The sequence below is a fragment of the Streptomyces sp. NPDC054841 genome (assembly GCF_053611045.1).
In genome coordinates this window covers 1-16,597 of the sequence record NZ_JBSGZO010000150.1, presented here as the reverse complement: position 1 = coordinate 16,597, position 16,597 = coordinate 1, and the positions used below count along the sequence as shown (strand labels likewise).

Here is a 16,597-nt window from a genome sequence, read left to right as displayed (position 1 = left end):
GCGGCAGTGCCGTCGCGCGGGGTGCGGTGCGCCCGGCGCCGTGGCGGCGTCCGGTGTGTCCGTCCTCAAACGCCGGACGGGCTTGGGTGATCGGGAGTGCCCCAGGTCGCGGCAGTGCCGTCGCGCGGGGTGCGGTGCGCCCGGCGCCGTGGCGGCGTCCGGTGTGTCCGTCCTCAAACGCCGGACGGGCTTGGGTGATCGGGAGTGCCCCAGGTCGCGGCAGTGCCGTCGCGCGGGGTGCGGTGTGCCCGGTGCCGTGGCGGCGTCCGGTGTGTCCGTCCTCAAACGCCGGACGGGCTTGGGTGGTTCGGGGTTGGCCGGGACCGTGTGGATGCCGTCCGGGGCCGCTCCGGGGCTCGTATCCGGGACGGCATGATTTACGGCGCGCCACCCGGTACCGCACGGACCTGACCCTCGTCGCGCGCCACAAATCACGCTTTAGTGTCCCGAACACGACCCCTGCACGTCCCCGGGGCTGCGTACCCGTGGAGCTGACCCCGGTGGGATGCGTTCACGTGGTTTGTGGGCAGTCGTTCCGCATGGGGGTCCCCCCAGGACGGAGTCCTAGGGGGAGGAACGGGTGGGCACAAACCACCCACCGGCCGACAGTCGGGCGACGGCCAGGGGTGGGGCCGTGCAGGGTCGGCCCCGCAGGGGTGGCATCGTGCCGGGGCACATGGGTCCCGGGCCGGATGCCGCCCCGAGGAGTCGAGCCCGGAGGGGCCCCGCCCCACCGGCGCACCCCGAGCCCGTCCGGCGATTGAGGACGGACACACCGGGTCACCCGCGGTACCGGGCGCCCCAAGCCCGTCCGGAGCTTGAGGACGGACACACCGGACGCCGTCACGGCACCGGGCACACCGTCACCGCACCGCCGCCGGAGGCACCCCGCACCCCCCCTGGTCCCGGGGCCGTGGGGCGGAGCCCCGCCATAAAAGATCCGGCACCGCGTGCCCAGATTCGCGGCACCCTGTGCCGACTTTCTCGATCTGAAGAAGTTTTTCCCTTCACGCTTTGATCGATCATCGATCGTCGGCTTACAGTCGACGACGGACTCACCAGTCCACGGCCCCGTCCTGCCAGACAAGGCCCCCTTTCTCCACCCCCCTCCTCTCCGGAAGGCGGCGATCATGACCGACCCCGTAGGCAGCAAGCTTCCGCTTCCGAGCGAGCTCGACCAGCTCCCGGACCGTGACACCGAGGAGACCGCCGAATGGGCGGCCTCTCTCGACGCCGTCACCAAGGCTGCCGGCCCGCACCGCGCCGCGTACCTGATGCGCCGCACCCTCCAGCACGCCGAGGGTGTCGCCGGGCTGGACCTGCCCAAGCTGCTGGAGACGGACTACGTCAACACCATCCCCACCGCCGCCGAGCCCACCCAGGCCGCCGGTGACGAGGAGATGGAGCGCCGGATCACCGCCTGGAACCGGTGGAACGCCGCCGCGATGGTCACGCGCGGCTCCAAGTACGGCGTCGGCGGCCACATCGCCACCTTCGCCTCTGCGGCCTGGCTCTACGAGACCGGCTTCAACCACTTCTTCCGCGGGAAGGAGGCCGACGGCTCCGGCGACCAGCTCTACATCCAGGGCCACGCATCGCCCGGCATCTACGCCCGCGCCTTCCTCGACGGCCGCCTCACCGAGGCCCACCTGGACAAGTTCCGCCAGGAGTCCGGCGGCGACGGCCTGCCGTCGTACCCGCATCCGCGCCGGCTGCCCTGGCTGTGGGAGTTCCCGACGGTCTCGATGGGCCTCGGCCCGCTCTCCGCGATCTACCAGGCGCGCTTCAACCGCTATCTGACGAACCGCGGCATCAAGGACGTCTCCGCGTCCCACGTCTGGGCGTTCCTCGGCGACGGCGAGATGGACGAGCCCGAGTCCACCGCGGCACTCGCGCTCGCGAGCCGCGAGGGCCTGGACAACCTGACCTTCGTCATCAACTGCAACCTGCAGCGCCTCGACGGCCCGGTCCGCGCCAACTTCAAGATCGTGCAGGAGCTGGAGGCCCAGTTCCGCGGTGCCGGCTGGAACGTCGTGAAGACGCTGTGGGGCAACGCCTGGGACGAGCTCTTCCAGCTCGACACCACCGGCGCGCTCGTCCGCCGCCTGCGCGAGGTCCCGGACGCGCAGGTCCAGACGTACCAGACCCGCGACGCGGCCTACATCCGCCAGGACTTCTTCGGCGCGGACCCGGCGCTCGTCGAGATGGCGAAGCTGCTGTCCGACGACAAGATCCTGGAGTGCTTCCACCTCTCCCGCGGTGGCCACGAGCCGCGCAAGGTGTACGCCGCGTACAAGGCCGCCGTCGAGCACAAGGGCGCGCCGACCGTGATCCTGGCCCAGACGGTCAAGGGCTACACGCTCGGCGAGGGCTTCGCGTCCAAGAACGCCAACCACCAGATGAAGAAGCTGACGGTGGACGAGTTCAAGGACATGCGCGACCTGCTCGGGCTGCCGATCGCCGACTCGGCGTTCGCCGACGGCCAGGTGCCGTACGGCCACCCGGGCGCCGACTCCCCCGAGGTCCGCTACCTCCAGGAGCGCCGCGCGGCTCTCGGCGGCCCGGCCCCGGCCCGCCGTGTCCACCCGGTCGGCGCGCTGCCCGCGCCCGCCGAGAAGGCCTTCGCCGCCTTCGACAAGGGCTCCGGCAACCAGTCGGTGGCGACCACCATGGCCTTCGTCCGGCTGATCAAGGACCTGATCCGGGACAAGGAGACCGGCAGGCGCTGGGTCCCGATCGTCCCCGACGAGGCCCGCACCTTCGGTATGGAGTCGCTGTTCCCGTCGCTCGGCATCTACTCGCCGAAGGGGCAGACGTACGAGCCGGTCGACCGCGACCAGCTGATGTACTACCGCGAGGCCAAGGACGGCCAGATCCTCAACGAGGGCATCACCGAGGCCGGTTCGATGGCCGACTTCATCGCCGCCGCCACCGCGTACTCGACGCACGGCGAGACGATGATCCCCTTCTACATCTTCTACTCGATGTTCGGCTGGCAGCGGACCGCCGACCAGATGTGGCAGCTCGGCGACCAGCTCGGCAAGGGCTTCCTGGTCGGCGCCACGGCCGGCCGTACGACGCTGACGGGTGAGGGTCTGCAGCACGCGGACGGCCACTCGCCGGTGATCGCGGCGACGAACCCGGCGGCGCTGACGTACGACCCGGCGTTCGCGTACGAGGTCGCGGCGATCGTCAAGGACGGTCTGCGGAGGATGTACGGCGAAGCCCGCCCGGGCGAGGACTCGGACGTCTTCTACTACCTGACCGTCTACAACGAGCCGATGCCGCAGCCCGCGAAGCCGGAAGGCGTCGACGAGGGCATCGTCCGCGGTCTGTACCGCTTCAACACGGGCGAGGGCGCCGCGGACGACCCGCGCATCCAGCTTCTCGCCTCGGGTACGGCGATCCACTGGGCGCTGGAGGCGCAGAAGCTTCTCGCCGCCGACTGGAACGTCACGGCCGACGTCTGGTCCGCGACCTCGTGGACCGAGCTGCGGCGCGACGCGCTGGAGGCGGACGCGGCGCTGCTGCGCGGCGAGTCCCGTATCCCGTACGTACGCCAGGCCCTTGAGGGCGCCGAGGGCCCCGTGCTCGCGGTGAGCGACTACATGCGCCAGGTCCCGGACCAGATCGCCCAGTGGGTGGAGCAGGACTGGTCCTCGCTCGGCGCGGACGGCTTCGGCCTCTCGGACACCCGTGATGCGGCCCGCCGTCACTTCGGCGTCGACGCGCAGTCGATCGTGGTCGCCGCGCTGGCCCAGCTCGCGCGGCGCGGCGAGGTCCCGGCCTCGGCGGTCAAGGACGCGCGGGAGCGGTACGGCCTGTAAGGCCTGTGCGGTGCTGTGAAGCCCCCGTCGCCTCCGGGCGGCGGGGGCTCGCGCCTGCGGCGGGCCTTTCCGCTGTGTCGATGTGCGGCGATTGAGGACGGACACCCGGGCTGCCTTCTCGGTGCCGGGCACACCCAGCCCGTCCGGCGTTTGAGGACGGGACACCCCCGGCCGCGCAGTCGGGAACCGTCCGCTGCCAAGCCGTCCGGCGATCGAGGACGGACACACCGGCCGCCTTCTCGGTGCCGGGCACACCCAGCCCGTCCGGCGTTTGAGGACGGGACACCCCGGCCGCGCAGTCGGGAACCGTCCGCTGCCAAGCCGTCCGGCGATCGAGGACGGGCACCCCCGCCCGCCGGACGTGGGCGGCGCGCTTCGGGGCCCGCCCGCCGGACGTGGACGGCACGCTTCGGGGCCCGCCCGCCGGGCGCACCGGGGCACGCGGGGCCGGCCTCGCGACAATGACCCCATGCGCGCTGCCCGCCTCATCAAGATGGTTCTCCTCCTTCAGTCGCGGCCCTCCATGACCGCCGCCGAACTCGCCGAAGAGCTCGAAGTCTCCGAGCGGACCATCACCCGGGACGCGCTCGCGCTGTCGGAGGCAGGGGTTCCGGTCTACGCGGACCGTGGGCGGGCCGGGGGCTACCGGCTGATCGGGGGGTACCGGACGCGGCTGACCGGGCTGGCCCGGAGTGAGGCCGAGGCGCTGTTCCTGTCCGGGCTGCCGGGGGCGTTGCGGGAGATGGGACTTGAGGACGCGGCATCCGCGGCCCGGCTGAAGGTGTCCGCCGCGCTGCTGCCGTCGCTGAGTGACGCGTCACGGTCGGCCGCGCAGCGCTTCCATCTGGACGCGCCCGGCTGGTACCAGGAGCCGGAGACGCCCGAGTTGCTGCCCACCATCGCGGAGGCGGTGTGGGACGACCGGCTCGTCGAGGCACGCTACCGGGACGCCGAGCGGCAGCTGGAGCCGTACGGCCTCGTCCTGAAGGCCGGGGTCTGGTACCTGTGCGCCCGCGCCGACGGCACGACGTTCCGGGTCTACCGGATCGACCGGTTCACCGCCGTCGCCCTCTCCGAGAACCGTTTCGAACGGGACGAGTCCTTCGATCTGCCCGCCTTCTGGGAGGAGCGCGCCGCGCAGTTCGCCCGCTCGATCCTGCGCTCCGGGATCGTCGTCCGGCTCTCACCCGAAGGCGCCCGGCGGCTCCCGTACATCACGGACCGCGCCGCCACCCGCGAGGCGCTGGAGGCCGCTGGGCCGCCGGACGAGCAGGGCTGGGTCACCATCACCCTTCCGGTCGAGTCGGAGGAGGTGGCGTTCGGTCAGCTCCTCGGTCTCGGGCCGGAGTTGGAGGTGCTGGAGCCGGCCGGCCTCCGCGGGCGGTTCGCCGAGGCCGCGGCCCGTATGCACGCGCTGTACCCGGAAGCTCAGCGATAGTCGTCCACCGGCGCGTCCTTGCCGCCGTAGACGACCTCCTCGAAGTACCGCCAGGCGTCGGGCCGGCTGCCGTCCGCGTCTGTGAATCCGTACTCCTTCGCGAGCTGTCCGCTGGAGAGCGACCGGCCGTTCCACCTGGCCCGGTCGGGGTCACCGGCGAGGGCTGCCACCGCCCGGCCGATGTAGAGGGGCGACTCGGCGATCGCGAAGTGCGGCTGCTTGGCGATGGCGTCCCGCCAGTTCTCCTCGCGTACGCCGAAGATCTCCAGCATCTGCTCGGAGCGGAGGAAGCCGGGGGTGACACAGACGGCCGTGCCGCCGACGCTCTTGAGGTCCTCTCCGAGCGCGAAGGCCATCCGGATCGGGGCGTACTTGGTGAGGTCGTAGTAGAAGTTCTCGCGGAAGCGCCGGTTCGACTCGGCCGTGCCGTCGGTGACCTCGACGACCAGCCCGCCCGGGTTGCGGACCAGCAGCGGAAGGGCGCAGCTGCTGGTGATGACGTGGCTGCGGACGCCGAGCTCCAGCATCCGCAGCCCGCCCTGCAGGTCCGTGTCCCACATCTTCGTGTTCCAGACGATGAGGTGCTCACCGCCCCAGATGTCGTTGACGAGGATGTCCAGGCGGCCGTGGTCCCGGTCGATGCGCACGACCAGGGCACGGACCTGGTCCACGTCGAGATGGTCGGTGGGGACGGCGATGCCCTCGCCGCCCGCCTCGGTGACGAGTTCCGCCGTCTGCTCGATCGTCTCCGCCGTCCTCCCCACCTCGCTGGCGTGTTCCCTCGTCGTACGGCCGGTCACATAGACCGTCGCGCCCGCCGCGCCCAGCTGTACGGCGATGGCGCGGCCCGCGCCCCGTGTCGCGCCCGCGACCAGCGCGATCTTCCCCTGCAGTGCTGTGTCGGTCGTCATGGTGCAACGCTTGCAGGAAAATCCGACACCCTCTGTCCACATTCCCGAAAGGCAGCATTTCTGCGGCTCCACGTGCGCCACTCTCCGCAAACCCCGATGCTTGTCCCGTGATGGACGAGACGGAGTTCTGGGAGATCGTCGACAGCACCCGGGTGGCCGCCGAGGGCGACCCCGAGGACCATGCCGAGCTGCTCGTCGAGCGGCTGCTGCGACTCGATCCCGACTCCGTCCTGGACTTCGCCCGGCATTTCGAGGCGCGCTACAACCGCGCGTACCGCTGGGATCTGTGGGGCGCGGCCGCGGTGCTGCTCGGTGGCGCGAGCGACGACGCGTTCGACTACTTCCGCTGCTGGCTGATCGGCCAGGGGCGGGAGGTCTTCGAGGGTGCGGTGCACGACCCGGACGCCCTCGCCGATCTCCTGGACGACTTCGACGAGGAGATCGACGGGGACGGGGAGGAGCTGGGGTACGCGGCGGACGAGGCGTACGAGCAGCTCACCGGTGCGGTCGCACCCGATCTGGGGATCCCCGGGCAGGCGGCGGAGCCGGAGGGCACGCCGTTCGACTTCGACGACGACCGCGCACTGGCGGAACGGTTCCCCGCGCTCTGGGACCGTTTCGGGCTCTGACGGTACGTGCGCGTACGGGTGTATGCGCGCGTACGCACGTGTGCGCCCGAACGCATGCGTGCGCCCGAACGCATGCGTCGCCCGTAGGCATGCGTCGCCCGTAGGCATGCGTCGCCCGTACACATCGTGCGCGTAGGCGTCAGAAGTGCGTACCGCCGTCGATACGGATCTCGGTGCCGGTGATGAAGGCGCCGTCCTGCGAACCGAGCATCGCGACGACGCCGGCCACGGTGTCCGGGCTCGCGAATCCCGCGCCGATGGCAGGGGCGAGTTTCATGAAGAGCAACATGTCGGCGTCCTCGGGCAGGCCGGGGCCGGTGCCGCTGGTCATGTCGGAGGAGATCGAGCCGGGCGCGACGGACACGGCACGCAGGCCCTGCTTGCTGTATTCGCTCGCGATGGCGTGGGTCATCGACTGGATGCCTCCCTTGCTGGCCGCGTACGCCGACATGTACGGGTGCGCGAAGCTCGCCGACGTCGAAGAGAAGTTGACGACCACCGGCGTGTCGCCCGCCAGCAGGGCCGGCAGGGACTCACGGATCATCAGGAAGGTGCCGGTGAGGTTCACCGCGATGATCTTGTTGAAGAGGTCGAGCGAGGTCTTGTGGGTGTGCTCCGAGCGAAGGATTCCGGCCGCGTTGACGAGCACGTCGAGACCGCCGAGGGACTCGACCGCCGCGGCGACGCCCACCTTCACGGCAGCCTCGTCGGAGATGTCGAGCAGCGCGGTGGTGAGGCGGGCGGCGGTGCCGTCGGCGGCGGCCCCGGCGAAGGTCGCCTTCAGGCCCTCTTCGCTGACGTCGACGCCCACGACGCGGCCGCCCTCGGCGAGGATCCGGTGCACGGTGGCCCGGCCGATGCCGGATCCGGCGCCGGTGATGAGCACGCGGCGGCCTTCGTAGCGGTTCATGTGTCTCTCTCTTCACTCTTCGGCAGTCCGCCACACGGTAAGCCTTGATGGCACGTTTTGCCATGTCGACAGGTCATGCCACACGAGTCGGGCCGGGCGTACGCTTCCTCCGGTGAGCACCCATTCACCGTCCCCGCGACTGTCGCTGACCGAGCGCCGCAAGGCCGCGACCCAGCTCGACATCGCGCGCGCCGCCGCCGAGCTGTTCGCCGAGCGTGGCCCCGACGGCACCACGGCCGAGGAGATCGCGCGCAGCGCCGGGGTCGCACTGCGCACCTTCTACCGGTACTTCCGCAACAAACAGGACGCCGTCGCCCCGCTGCTCGCGGGCGGGGCGGAGCGCTGGCGCGCGCTGCTGGCGGCTGCCGAGCCCGGTACCGCGGTGCCCGAGGCGCTGGAGCGGTCCATCGCCGAGGCGCTGTCCGTACCGGACGACGGGACGGCGGAGGGGCTGCGCTGGACGCGCGGGCTGCTGCGCGCGGCGGCCCAGGACCCGGCGCTCCGGGCCGTCTGGTACCGGGTGAACCAGGAGTCCGAGGAGCGGCTGGTGCCGGTGCTGGCCGCGCTGGCCGGGCCGGCGGCCGACCCGTTGGGGCTACGGCTCGCGGCGGCGGCGGCCACGGACGCGATCCGGGTGGCGCTGGAAGCTTGGGCGGAGACCGACGCCCCGGTCAGCGGCGCGGGTTCGCCGGCGGAGCTGGCGGTGCGCTGCCTGCGTGAACTGACGAGCGGGATGCGGCCGTTGACCGGCCCGGGGGTCACGGGGTGAGCGCACGCCCCATCAGTACGTCGTCGACGTACCGGCCGGCCAGGAAGAACTCGCCGGGCAGGACGCCTTCGACGGCGTAACCCTCGGATTCGTACAGCCGGCGGGCGGGTGCGTTGTGGCCGAGCACCCGCAGGGTGATCCGGGCCGCGCCCTGGCGCCGCGCCTCGGCCGCCGCGGCCCGCAGCAGCGCCCGCCCCACGCCCTGTCCGCGTGCCCAGCCGGCCACCGCGAGGCCCTGGACCTGCCGCACATGCGCGTTGCAGGCGAGCGGGGTGGGGGCGCCGAGGCGGATGTATCCCGCGATCCTGCCGTCCTGGGTCTCCGCGACGAGATAACCGTGAGGCACGTGGGAGTCGTCGAAGAACGGGTCGTACGGCGGCAGCGGACGCGGCTGTACGGAGTGCAGGGTGGACCATGTGGCCCTGTCGAGGTCACCCAGCTCCGCATCGTCCGAACTGCGTGCGGGGCGTATCGCGTGCGGCGCGCGGGTCTCGGACATGACGATCACTGTGCCATGCGGGCAGGATGGACCGCATGCGCATTGCGGTCACCGGCTCGAGCGGGCTCATCGGTTCAACACTTGTACGTTCCCTGCGGGCTGAGGGCGGTCACGACGTGGTCCGGCTCGTACGGCGGCCGGCACGCGAGGCTGACGAGGTGGAGTGGGATCCCGCGCGGCAGTACGTGGACGCGGCGGGGCTCGTCGGCTGCGAGGCGGTCGTCCATCTGGCGGGGGCGGGGGTCGGCGACCAGCGGTGGACGGAGGCGTACAAGAAGGAGATCCGGGACAGCCGGGTCCTCGGCACCGCCGCGATCGCCGAGGCGGTGGCCTCGCTGGAGCAGCCGCCGCGGGTGCTGGTGTGCGGGTCGGCGATCGGGTACTACGGCGACACCGGTGACCGCGCGGTCGACGAGAGCGCCCCGCCCGGCGCGGGCTTCCTTCCCTTCGTGTGCGAGGAGTGGGAGGCCGCGGCGGCCCCGGCCGAGGAGGCCGGTATCCGTGTGGCCTTCGCCCGCACCGGCCTGGTGGTGGCCCGCGAGGGCGGCGCGTGGGGCCGGCTCTTCCCCGTCTTCCGGGCGGGTCTGGGCGGCCGGCTCGGCAAGGGCCGCCAGTTCTGGAGCTTCATCTCCCTGCACGACGAGATCGCGGCGCTCCGCCACATCGTCGACACGGAAACCCTCTCCGGCCCGGTCAACCTCACGGCCCCGGCTCCCCTCACCAACCGCGAGGTCACCGCCGCCATGGGCCGCGTCCTCCACCGCCCGACCCTCTTCACGGTCCCGCCCTTCGCCCTCCGCATCGCCCTCGGCGAATTCGCCGGGGACGTCCTCGGCAGCCAGCGCGTCCTCCCCAAGAAGCTCCTCGAGTCGGACTTCACCTTTGCCCACCCTTCGATCGACGCGGCGATCCGAGCGGCCCTCGACTGAGCCCGGACCGCGAGCCCCTGGGGCTTTCCCCTCGGGGGCCAGGGCCGGTCCGCCGGTCTCGGGGCGTCGCGAGTCCGGCAAGATCCGCCGGACAGTCCGTGAGCGCGCCGCGTGCGACCCCGTGCCACAGGGCGCCCCGCCGCGCGCGAGTGGCACGGCGTGGCGAGGTTTCTACGCTCGATCCGAACTTCGGCATTCCGGTGGCCGGTTGGGGGCATGAGGACCCCACACCAGCCGCGCCGACCTCGGGGAGGGGCACGTGCTCAGCAGCGCACGCCACGCGGACGTCGTCATCGTCGGAGCCGGGGTCGCCGGGCTTGCGGCGGCTCATCGGCTGACCCGAGCGGGGGTCACGGTCACCGTGCTGGAGGCCGCCCCCAGGGTCGGCGGCCGGATGGCCACGGAACTCGTCGACGGGTTCCGGCTGGACCGGATCGGGCAGTTGCTCAACACGGCGTACCCGGACCTCCGCCGTACCCCCGCCCTGACACGGCTGCCCTTGCGCCATTTCTCACCCGGTGTGCTCGTGCACAGCGACGGCCGCCACCACCGCGCCGGCGAGGCGCGCAGCACACGGAGCGCAAGGGGCGCACTCACTGCTGCACGCGCCCTCGCGAGCGCCCCCCGCACGCCCCTGGGCGGGGCCTTCGACCAGGCCCGCCTCGCCGCCGCGCTCGGCCGGCTCGCCGCCACCCCGCCCCGCCGTCTGCTGGCCCGCCGTGAACAGCCCACCCTGGACGCCCTGTTCACCCGCGGACTGCCCCCTCGTACCGTCAACGCCTTCCTCCGCCCGCTCCTCTCCGCCCTCCTCGGCGACCCGGAGCTCACCACCTCCAGCCGCTGCTCCGACCTCGTCCTGCGCGGCTTCGCCCGCGGCAGGCTCTGCGTCCCGGCGGGCGGCGCCGCCACCCTTCCCGAGCTGCTCGCGGACACTCTTCCGCCCGGCACCGTCCACACCGGCGTTCACGTCACGGACGCCTCGATCAGCTCCGTCACCACCGAGGAGCACGGCACGATCACCTGCCGCTCCCTCCTCCTCGCCACCGGCGCCCGCGCCGCCGCCACGCTCCTCCCCGGCCTGCACGTTCCGGCCTTCCACCCCGTGACGGTCCTTCATCACACCGCCCCCGCCGCACCGCTGACCGAGCCCGCGCTGCTGCTGGACGCCGACCGCTCCGGCCCGGTCGCGCACACCGCGGTGATGAGCGAGGTCGACCCGTCCCGCGCCCCGGACGGCCGCGCCCTGATCACCTCCACCGTCCTCGGCCGCCCGCCCGCCGACCTCGACCGCCGGGTACGCAGGCATCTCGCCACGCTGTACGGCACATCCACCGGAGACTGGGAGCTGCTCGGTCTCCATCACGACCCGGAGGCGGTTCCCGCCATGCCGCCGCCGCACGATCCGCGCCGCCCGGTGCGGTTGCTCTGCGGGCTCTACGTCTGCGGCGACCACCGCGACACGAGCACCGTCCAGGGCGCCCTGTTCTCCGGCCGCAGGGCCGCGCACGCGATCCTGCGCGACTTCGGTATCCAGCCGGAGTTCGACACCGCACCCCTCAGCACCGCAGCCGCGTAAGCCGGGGCTGCAACCGCACAGACCGGGACAGCAGCCGGGACAGCAGCCCGGACGACAGCCGGGACGGCCGGACGGCAGTCACGCAACCGAAGTCCAGCTCCGGGGCACCCGCCCGTAGAAACACCCGACCACCCATCAGCCCGCCCGACCACCACCAAGCCCGTCCGGCGTTTGAGGACGGACACACCGGCTCACTCAACGGCCCCGGCCACCCACCAAGCCCGTCCGGCGCTTGAGGACGGACACCCGGGCCCACCCGACGTGGAGCGTCGCGCTTCCAGAACCCGCGCCCCACCGCGGAGCGGCCCGTCAGCCGATCGCCGTGACGCGGTCCCGGTACGTACGTACCGCGGCCGCGTCACGGTACGGCTCCAACCGCCGCTCGAAGTCCCGCACATACTCGATCGCACGAGCCGACCGCATCTCCGACGCCTGCTGCGCCGCCTCCGCCCCCAGCGCGCACGCCTGGTCCAGCTCCCCCAGCCCCAGCCGGGCCGTCGCCAGGACCACCCGGCAGAAGAGCCGGCTGCGGGCGAACGCGGGGGCGCGCAGCTGGAGCGAGCGCTCCGCGTGCTGCACGGCCGCCCGGTACTGCTGCAGATCGCGGTGGCAGTGCGCGAACTCGTCCGCCAGCTGCGCCTCGTCGAAGAAGCGCGCCCAGTGCGGAACGTCGTCACCGGGCCGTGCCGTCTCCAGCGCCCGCTCGGCCCGTACGAGCGAGGCCGTGCAGGCCCGGATTTCGCCGAGCACTCCGTGGCCGCGTGCCTCGACCGCGTGGAGCAGTGCCTGGACGACGGGCGGGGCGGAGGAGCCGACGCCCTGCTGGGCGACCCGGGTCAGCTGGACGGCCTCCCGTCCGTGCCCCAGGTAGACCGCCTGCCGGGCCATCGTGACCAGCACGTACGCCCCGTACGCACGGTCCCCCGCCGCCTGGGCCAGGCGCAGTGCCTGGACGAAGTACCGCTGGGCGAGACCGTGCGCGGCGATGTCGTACGAGGTCCAGCCCGCCAGCCGGGTCAGATCGGCGGCGGCCGCGAACAGCCGCCGCCCGGTGCTCTCCCCGTACGCGCCGCGCAGCATCGGCTCGGCCTCGTGCTCCAGGTAGCGGACGAGGGCCTGCCGGGCGTGCCCGCCGCCGTACGCGTGGTCGAGGGACCGGAACAGTTCGCCCACCGCGCGCAGGGCCGCGATGTCGCCGGAGGTGACCTTCTGGCCCGGGCCGCGGTCGGTCCCGCGCTGTCGCGGCACGGAGGGGCGGCCCTGCGCGGGCACCCGGGCCGGTGTCCCGTTGTGCGCGGGGTCCCCGCGGCCCACCCGCTCGTCGGCCCGGCCGATCAGCCAGTCGCGGCTCGGTACGACGAGCCCGGCCGGGGTGAACGCGATCTTCCGGAGTTCGGCGTGGCTGCCGGAGTCCTTGCGCCACAGCCCGCTGACGATGTCCACGGCTTCCTCGGGCGTGGCCGCGAACTCCAGGCCCGCGTAGACCGGTGCACACGCGTCGAGCCCCAGGTCCTGCGCGGACAGCCGTCGGCCGAGCCGCCGGGTGAAGACCTCGGCGATCAGGGCGGGGGTCGTGCCGCGCGGCTGCTGCCCGCGCAGCCACCGGGTCACCGAGGTCTTGTCGTACCGCAGATCGAGGCCGTGCTCCAGGCCCAGCTGGTCCACCCGGCGGGCAAGCCCTGCGTTGGAGAATCCGGCTTCTGCGATGAGTGCGGCGAGCTGGCGGTTGGGGATGCGCTGCGGGGGTCGTTCCGTCATCAGCTGTGCGGTCTCCTGCCTTCCGGGCCCGGGGTGCAGCCCATGGGGGTACCTCCTGGGGGTCCCCCCAGGCGCAGCTCTGGGGGAGAAGCTCTGGGGAGGAACGGCGCGAATTTAGCGGCCCATACCGGCCCAACCGCCACCTTCGCCGCGCATTCATCCGATCGTGTGAGGATTGAGGGCGGCGCTGACGGGTCCGGCCCGGGGCGCCGCGCGGCCCGGGTCGTACAGTGACCGGGGGCGCGATGAGTGCACCGTGAAAGCTTTAGGGAGGCACAACGGTGAGCGAGCTGCGATTTGTCCATCTGGGCTTCGGCGACGACGCGGTCGAGTACCAGGCGGCCTGGGACGAGCAGCGCCGTGTGCACGCGGCCCGGTTCGCCGGCGAGATCCCGGACACCTGCCTGCTGCTGGAGCACGTGCCCGTCTACACGGCGGGGCGGCGCACGGAGGACAGCGAGCGCCCGCTGGACGGCACCCCCGTCATCGACGTCGACCGGGGCGGCAAGATCACCTGGCACGGCCACGGCCAGCTCGTCGGCTACCCGATCATGCAGCTGCCCCGCCCGGTGGACGTGATCGCCCACGTCCGCCGCCTGGAGGACGCGCTGATCGCCACGTGCGCGGAGTTCGGCCTGGAGACCACGCGGATCGAGGGCCGCAGCGGTGTGTGGGTGCTGGGCGACCCGGTGGACCAGCGCCCGGCGCTCGGCGGCCTCTCGCTGGACTTCGACCCGCGACTGCACGACGAGGAGTTCGACGCGCGCCTGAACGGCCCGGAGTACGCCCCGTCCAACGCCGGCCAGCGCCGCGAGGACCGCAAGCTCGCCGCCATCGGCATCCGTATCGCCAAGGGTGTGACGATGCACGGCTTCTCCCTGAACGTGAACCCGGACAACACGTGGTTCGACCGGATCGTGCCGTGCGGCATCCGCGACGCGGGCGTGACATCGCTCTCGAACGAGCTGGGCCGGGACGTGACGATCGCGGAGGTCCTGCCGGTGGTCGAGAGGCATCTGCGTGCGGTACTGGAGCACGCGGACCTGAAGCCGCGGGAGATCGAGCCCGAGCCCGCGCCCGCACGCGAGCCCGAGTCGGCCCCGGTGCCGACCGCCTGAGGAATGCCTCCCTCTGGCCAGAGGTTGGCCACGGGTGAAGACATCACAATCAACGGGCGTACCCTGGTGTCCGCCGAAGAATCGAAGTGGTAGGGAGCCGGTCGTGTCCGCTGTCGCACCCGACGGACGCAAGATGCTGCGTCTGGAGGTCCGGAACAGCCAGACCCCCATCGAGCGCAAGCCCGAGTGGATCAAGACCCGGGCGAAAATGGGCCCCGAGTACAACCAGTTGCAGAAGCTCGTGAAGAGCGAGGGTCTGCACACGGTCTGCCAGGAGGCCGGCTGTCCGAACATCTTCGAGTGCTGGGAGGACCGCGAGGCGACCTTCCTCATCGGCGGTGACCAGTGCACCCGGCGCTGTGACTTCTGCCAGATCGACACCGGCAAGCCGCAGGCGCTCGACCGTGACGAGCCCCGCCGCGTGGGCGAGTCGGTCGTCACGATGGACCTGAACTACGCCACGATCACCGGCGTCGCCCGCGACGACCTGGCGGACGGCGGCGCCTGGCTGTACGCGGAGACCGTGCGCCAGATCCACGCGCAGACGGCGGAGCGCGCGGCCGGCCGCACCAAGGTCGAGCTGCTGATCCCCGACTTCAACGCGGAGCCGGACCAGCTGGCCGAGGTCTTCTCGTCCCGCCCCGAGGTGCTCGCGCACAACGTGGAGACCGTGCCGCGGATCTTCAAGCGCATCCGCCCCGGCTTCCGTTACGAGCGCTCGCTGAAGGTCATCACGGAGGCCCGCGCGGCCGGCCTGGTGACCAAGTCGAACCTGATCCTCGGCATGGGCGAGACCCGCGAGGAGGTCAGCGAGGCACTGCAGCATCTGCACGACGCGGGGTGCGAGCTGATCACGATCACGCAGTATCTGCGCCCGTCGGTCCGGCACCACCCCGTCGAGCGCTGGGTGAAGCCGCAGGAGTTCGTGGAGCTGCAGGAGGAGGCCGAGGAGATCGGCTTCTCCGGTGTGATGTCGGGTCCGCTGGTCCGTTCGTCGTACCGGGCGGGGCGGCTCTTCCAGCAGGCGATGCAGAAGCGGGAGGAAGTCGCGGCTGCGCAGGCCGTGTGAATTCCCGCACAAGAACTTACTGGCCAGTAATGGCTGATTCGGCGCGGCCCGTACGCTCCCCGCAGGTCGGGGGCGCGTAGGGGTCGCGTCAACGTTCGGGCCATCCGCGTAAACGTTTCATCGGTGTTTGACCGGCCAGTCACGCCCTGGTAACACCAATCAGTGACTCTGGCTTCACGCACCGCACGCACGCTCCCACTCGTCACCACGCCCCCGAGGGAGACCCCCGCCATGCAGGCCGCGACTTCCGTACGCGCCAACGCCATCCCGTCCGTCACCGACGCCCTCCGAGCCCTGGAGTCCGTGCTCCTGCGCGGCGGCCAGCGCACCGCCCGGCGCAACGCCTGGGCCGCGGTCCTCGAGGACCGCCGGCGCGCCAAGGACAGGGTCGAGGCGCAGCATGTGCTGGAGGCCGTTGCGACTCGCTCGTCCTGAGGCACGTAAACTTCAGGCATGGCGAGGAAGGAACAGGCAGAGAGCTCTGCCGCGAACCCCGGGCGACTGAAGCAGATCGCCCTTACCTACAAGATGACCCGGCGGGCCGACTCGAAGGTCGGTCTCGTCGTCGCGGGTGTGGGAATCATCACCTTCGGTGCCTTCCTCGCGATCGGTTTCGTGATCGATCACCCGATCTACCTGGGCATCCTGGGCTTCCTGCTGGCCTTCCTCGCGATGGCGATCGTCTTCGGACGCCGCGCCGAGCGAGCCGCCTTCGGGCAGATGGAAGGACAGCCGGGTGCGGCTGCCGCGGTGCTCCAGAACGTGGGCCGAGGCTGGACCACGACCCCCGCGGTCGCGATGAACCGCAGCCAGGACGTCGTCCACCGGGCCGTCGGCAAGGCCGGCATCGTCCTGGTGGCCGAGGGCAACCCGAACCGGTTGAAGAGCCTGCTGGCGGCCGAGAAGAAGAAGATGGCCCGCATCGTGGTGGACGTGCCGGTGCACGACCTCATCGTCGGCAACGACGAGGGCCAGGTGCCGCTGAAGAAGCTGCGGACCACGATGCTCAAGCTGCCGCGGGTGCTGAGCGGCCCGCAGGTGACGCAGGCGAACGAGCGGCTGCGGGCGATGGGCGACCTGATGAGCAACATGCCGCTGCCGAAGGGCCCCATGCCGAAGGGCATGCGGATGCCGCGCGGCGGAAAGATGCGCTGACACTTCCAC

Annotated in this window: 14 protein-coding genes; 10 read left to right on the top strand and 4 right to left on the bottom strand. The window is 71.9% G+C overall.

The genetic code is table 11. The annotated features are described in order from the left end of the window. The first annotated feature begins 1,130 nt into the window (after positions 1 to 1,130). Positions 1,131 to 3,827 (top strand): pyruvate dehydrogenase (acetyl-transferring), homodimeric type, encoded by a 2,697-nt coding sequence (aceE, locus tag ACWGI8_RS20865; RefSeq protein ID WP_453662889.1) that lies wholly within the window; start codon positions 1,131 to 1,133, stop codon positions 3,825 to 3,827. A gap of 469 nt (positions 3,828 to 4,296) precedes the next feature. After that, positions 4,297 to 5,265 (top strand): helix-turn-helix transcriptional regulator, encoded by a 969-nt coding sequence (locus ACWGI8_RS20860; RefSeq protein WP_453662888.1) that lies wholly within the window; start codon positions 4,297 to 4,299, stop codon positions 5,263 to 5,265. Here ACWGI8_RS20860 and ACWGI8_RS20855 read toward each other — a convergent pair. After that, a complete protein-coding gene (locus ACWGI8_RS20855) occupies positions 5,256 to 6,176 on the bottom strand; it encodes an SDR family oxidoreductase (RefSeq protein ID WP_453662887.1) in 921 nt (306 codons plus the stop codon). The genes ACWGI8_RS20860 and ACWGI8_RS20855 overlap by 10 nt on opposite strands. A 110-nt stretch (positions 6,177 to 6,286) precedes the next feature. On the opposite strand from ACWGI8_RS20855, the gene ACWGI8_RS20850 reads away from it, so the two are divergent. Next, the gene (locus tag ACWGI8_RS20850; protein ID WP_453662890.1) at positions 6,287 to 6,805 is read left to right on the top strand and encodes a DUF4240 domain-containing protein; all 519 of its coding nucleotides are present in this window, start codon (positions 6,287 to 6,289) and stop codon (positions 6,803 to 6,805) included. A gap of 139 nt (positions 6,806 to 6,944) precedes the next feature. Here the strand turns inward: ACWGI8_RS20850 and ACWGI8_RS20845 are convergent, their stop codons facing one another. Continuing rightward, a complete protein-coding gene (locus ACWGI8_RS20845) occupies positions 6,945 to 7,715 on the bottom strand; it encodes an SDR family NAD(P)-dependent oxidoreductase (RefSeq protein WP_453662886.1) in 771 nt (256 codons plus the stop codon). 112 nt (positions 7,716 to 7,827) lie between these two features. Between ACWGI8_RS20845 and ACWGI8_RS20840 the strand changes: the two genes are divergently transcribed. Continuing rightward, positions 7,828 to 8,484, top strand: coding sequence for a TetR family transcriptional regulator (locus tag ACWGI8_RS20840; protein WP_453662884.1), 657 nt, complete (start codon positions 7,828 to 7,830; stop codon positions 8,482 to 8,484). Here ACWGI8_RS20840 and ACWGI8_RS20835 read toward each other — a convergent pair. Beyond that, positions 8,474 to 8,983: an N-acetyltransferase family protein gene (locus tag ACWGI8_RS20835; protein ID WP_453662883.1), complete on the bottom strand. Its 510-nt coding sequence runs from the start codon at positions 8,981 to 8,983 to the stop codon at positions 8,474 to 8,476. The two genes, ACWGI8_RS20840 and ACWGI8_RS20835, sit on opposite strands and share 11 nt — an antisense overlap. Before the next feature lie 26 nt (positions 8,984 to 9,009). On the opposite strand from ACWGI8_RS20835, the gene ACWGI8_RS20830 reads away from it, so the two are divergent. Both ACWGI8_RS20830 and ACWGI8_RS20825 read left to right on the top strand, forming a co-directional pair. Next, positions 9,010 to 9,912: a TIGR01777 family oxidoreductase gene (locus ACWGI8_RS20830; protein ID WP_453662881.1), complete on the top strand. Its 903-nt coding sequence runs from the start codon at positions 9,010 to 9,012 to the stop codon at positions 9,910 to 9,912. 259 nt (positions 9,913 to 10,171) lie between these two features. Beyond that, positions 10,172 to 11,488, top strand: a complete 1,317-nt coding sequence (locus ACWGI8_RS20825; protein WP_453662879.1) for an NAD(P)/FAD-dependent oxidoreductase — start codon at positions 10,172 to 10,174, stop codon at positions 11,486 to 11,488. Between the two features lie 309 nt (positions 11,489 to 11,797). Here the strand turns inward: ACWGI8_RS20825 and ACWGI8_RS20820 are convergent, their stop codons facing one another. Continuing rightward, entirely contained in the window at positions 11,798 to 13,246 is a 1,449-nt protein-coding gene (locus ACWGI8_RS20820) for a regulator (RefSeq protein ID WP_453662877.1), read from the bottom strand. Positions 13,247 to 13,527: 281 nt separating this feature from the next. Between ACWGI8_RS20820 and lipB the strand changes: the two genes are divergently transcribed. The 4 genes from lipB to ACWGI8_RS20800 all read left to right on the top strand — a co-directional run bounded on the left by lipB (position 13,528) and on the right by ACWGI8_RS20800 (position 16,588). Beyond that, positions 13,528 to 14,364, top strand: coding sequence for a lipoyl(octanoyl) transferase LipB (lipB, locus tag ACWGI8_RS20815; RefSeq protein ID WP_453662876.1), 837 nt, complete (start codon positions 13,528 to 13,530; stop codon positions 14,362 to 14,364). A gap of 103 nt (positions 14,365 to 14,467) precedes the next feature. Further along, positions 14,468 to 15,433, top strand: coding sequence for a lipoyl synthase (gene lipA / locus ACWGI8_RS20810; RefSeq protein WP_453662875.1), 966 nt, complete (start codon positions 14,468 to 14,470; stop codon positions 15,431 to 15,433). A gap of 231 nt (positions 15,434 to 15,664) precedes the next feature. Further along, the gene (locus tag ACWGI8_RS20805) at positions 15,665 to 15,868 is read left to right on the top strand and encodes an SCO2195 family GlnR-regulated protein (protein ID WP_453662873.1); all 204 of its coding nucleotides are present in this window, start codon (positions 15,665 to 15,667) and stop codon (positions 15,866 to 15,868) included. Positions 15,869 to 15,886: 18 nt separating this feature from the next. Continuing rightward, on the top strand, positions 15,887 to 16,588 hold the full coding sequence (locus tag ACWGI8_RS20800; RefSeq protein ID WP_453662871.1) for a DUF4191 domain-containing protein: 702 nt from the start codon (positions 15,887 to 15,889) through the stop codon (positions 16,586 to 16,588). Positions 16,589 to 16,597: the final 9 nt, after the last annotated feature.

Excerpts from the sequence above, each read along its gene's own strand:
- ACWGI8_RS20800 (WP_453662871.1), top strand. The coding sequence starts at position 15,887 with ATGGCGAGGAAGGAACAGGCAGAGAGCTCTGCCGCGAACCCCGGGCGA.
- ACWGI8_RS20830 (WP_453662881.1), top strand. The coding sequence starts at position 9,010 with ATGGACCGCATGCGCATTGCGGTCACCGGCTCGAGCGGGCTCATCGGT.
- ACWGI8_RS20855 (WP_453662887.1), bottom strand. The coding sequence starts at position 6,176 with ATGACGACCGACACAGCACTGCAGGGGAAGATCGCGCTGGTCGCGGGC.
- ACWGI8_RS20805 (WP_453662873.1), top strand. The coding sequence starts at position 15,665 with ATGCAGGCCGCGACTTCCGTACGCGCCAACGCCATCCCGTCCGTCACC.
- ACWGI8_RS20820 (WP_453662877.1), bottom strand. The coding sequence starts at position 13,246 with ATGACGGAACGACCCCCGCAGCGCATCCCCAACCGCCAGCTCGCCGCA.
- aceE (WP_453662889.1), top strand. The coding sequence starts at position 1,131 with ATGACCGACCCCGTAGGCAGCAAGCTTCCGCTTCCGAGCGAGCTCGAC.
- ACWGI8_RS20845 (WP_453662886.1), bottom strand. The coding sequence starts at position 7,715 with ATGAACCGCTACGAAGGCCGCCGCGTGCTCATCACCGGCGCCGGATCC.
- ACWGI8_RS20835 (WP_453662883.1), bottom strand. The coding sequence starts at position 8,983 with ATGTCCGAGACCCGCGCGCCGCACGCGATACGCCCCGCACGCAGTTCG.
- ACWGI8_RS20860 (WP_453662888.1), top strand. The coding sequence starts at position 4,297 with ATGCGCGCTGCCCGCCTCATCAAGATGGTTCTCCTCCTTCAGTCGCGG.
- ACWGI8_RS20850 (WP_453662890.1), top strand. The coding sequence starts at position 6,287 with ATGGACGAGACGGAGTTCTGGGAGATCGTCGACAGCACCCGGGTGGCC.